This is a genomic window from Bradyrhizobium sp. (assembly GCF_035701725.1).
Taxonomy (GTDB): domain Bacteria; phylum Pseudomonadota; class Alphaproteobacteria; order Rhizobiales; family Xanthobacteraceae; genus Bradyrhizobium.
In genome coordinates this window covers 1-2,015 of sequence record NZ_DASSRP010000433.1, presented here as the reverse complement: position 1 = coordinate 2,015, position 2,015 = coordinate 1, and the positions used below count along the sequence as shown (strand labels likewise).

The window sequence follows — 2,015 nt, the reverse complement described above, 5'->3', positions numbered from 1 at the left end:
ACGATCCCGATCGACGAAACCCGACTTTATGTCCAGCGCGTCCTCGAAAACCTGCAGGTCTACCGCGGCCAGGACGGACGCAACTCAGCCTTTTCGCTGGTTAGCGATCTCGCCCGCTGAAATCTTGTCCACCTCGGGTTAGTCGATTCGGGGCGAAGTCCGACAAAAACTTTGTCGATCCTCAAGCGGCGATCCCGAGTTCGAGAAAGACGCCTTGCATGGCGAGTTGCAAGGCATGGTAGTGGGTATCGATCGGTCTTGGGTTTTGGGCCCCGCGGGTTGGATGAAGGGGCCGGGCGGCGGCGAGCAGCGGTTTGATGGCTTTGTTGTGGAGAACGACGAGGGCGGTTATCGCCCGGAGGCCGCTGGGAAGCGGCTCGTAGCGGCGGGTGCGGCCGATGCGGCAAATGATGTGCTTGCCGCGAAGTTTTTTGAGATCGTAAGCGGCGTGACGGGGACCGTATTGCGCGTGGCGGTCATTACCGATGGAGCGCACCCGGGCGGCGACATCGGAGGCGGTGAAGCCGTTGGGTGAGGGCGACAAAGCGATCACCGCTTCGACGACCGCACGCATGCGCGCCTTGTTGAGATCAATGCCGCCGACGATGGTTTTGCCGACCTGGGCAGCGGCCGGGAGCTGCTCAAGCATGTCATCGGCGATAAAGCACTGATCGATGCAGCTCAAGGCATCGGCAAATCGCCCGAGCACGCCCTTCAATCGCGCGACCACCTCGGGGAACTTGTCGAGCGAGCGGCCGCAGTTGAGCTCTTGCGTGTTATGAGCCACGGCCTCGATACGAAGCACACGTTCGCCTTTGCTATAGATCTTGAGGGTCAGCCTGCCGCAGTGCAGCTTGAAGATCGTCAGATCATAGGCAGGTCTCTCGACGCTCACTTCCCACTCGGCCGATCGCTTGGCTCGGGAGCGATATCTCGGGCGGCGTCGGTTTCCCAGGATCGTTTTGATGGAGTTCAGATCCAAGGGCGCGCGGCTGCGGTCAATCAGAGCCTGAAACACCTGATCGAGATGCCCGCCCACCTGGAAGACCAGGTTGCGACTGTATTCGATCTGATAACTGGAGTACTGGTAATGGAAGCCGCTGCGCTTCTGCTCGTCGAAGTCGAGCGCGAAGCACAGGCAGCCGTAGATCCAACGCTCGCAGACCTGGGCCAATCGCCCTATAGCCCGAGGCTCGGACAAGGTGTCTGCGATCTTGGCCAAGCCTGCGGCGTCGGAGATCGTCGTAAAGCAGTTGCCTTCCTTGGTAAAGCGCAAGCCCGCCCTGCGCGCCTGGCGGGCGACGTATTCGTGGCCGTTCAGCATCACCTGGGCCGGGAACGGCGGATGCCCGCTGATCTTGATTGTTAGATGGCCCCAGTTGGGGTCGAGAATGTGGAACGAATAGTGGTTGACGTAAGGCATCGGCTTTTTTCGTTCGATGTGGTGCTTGGCGCTGACGTCCCACACCGGCGCTTGGGCGCGGCCAACCAGGACCAGAAACAAGCCCTGGGTGACCGTCGTCTTGGCCAGATATTCTTCGGCCAAATCGTGTTTGCGCTGCCCTGCCAAACAGTCGATTACGGGAATGCCGTGCGCCTTGGCATAGCCGCGAACGCGACGGCTGAAGCGGCCGGCCATCCGCATCAGATAGGCGTTCTCTAGCGTCGCGTCTGACCCGGTGAGCGCCTGCCACCACACGCGGAACCCGCCGGGACTATGCCCCATCCGGAAATAGGCGTTCAGGACGATGCGATCGACGCAGTCGTAGCTGCCGCTCAGCAGATCCTGATAGAGGGTGCTCAACCGATCCGTCATCCCGGCAGGGTACAGCTACCCCGCCGGTCGTCTCAAACTGCCCCGCAGGGGCCACTTTTTCGCTGCCCCGTCTGCGAAAAAGCGTAGGTTGTTCCGCATCCGCTATTTCGACACCACCTGGCAATCGGAGATCCTGCCGGGGGCGGAGCTGGCCGTTACTCGGCTATCAGAGTTGTGCGCCCCAAAATTCGCCCCCAGC

At 61.1% G+C, this 2,015-nt stretch carries 1 protein-coding gene; it reads right to left on the bottom strand.

All coding sequences use genetic code 11. The features are described 5' to 3' along the window. Positions 1 to 181: 181 nt before the first annotated feature. Entirely contained in the window at positions 182 to 1,804 is a 1,623-nt protein-coding gene (locus VFL62_RS26660) for a hypothetical protein (protein WP_325175388.1), read from the bottom strand. Between the last annotated feature and the right edge of the window lie 211 nt (positions 1,805 to 2,015).